Consider the following 270-nt stretch of genomic DNA (forward strand, 5'->3'; position numbering starts at 1 on the left):
GTCCACACCGGGGAAGCCGCCGAGCTTGCAGGAGTAGTTGCCCTTGTTCATCAGGACGATGGTGGCGGTCGTCCCGCCGTCCTCCGGCACCGGGAGCGCGTCCTGGCCCGTGGCGAAGGCGGCCTCCAGGTTCTCGGTGCGGCAGCGCTCGACGCCCGCGTGCGCCCTGCCGCCGCCTTCGGTGGCGTCCTGCCCGCCGCCCGACTGCTTCTCCGCGGCGCCCGCCTCCGAGCCCCCCTCGGCCTTGGCGTCGGAACCCCGCGCACCGTT

At 74.8% G+C, this 270-nt stretch carries 1 pseudogene; it reads right to left on the minus strand.

Annotation, left to right across the window (positions count from 1 at the left end):
* Window positions 1-270, minus strand: a pseudogene (locus JK364_RS54855) (DUF4232 domain-containing protein); the annotation flags it as partial.

This window comes from Streptomyces endocoffeicus, assembly GCF_016741935.1.
In the GTDB taxonomy this organism is placed as follows: domain Bacteria; phylum Actinomycetota; class Actinomycetes; order Streptomycetales; family Streptomycetaceae; genus Streptomyces; species Streptomyces endocoffeicus.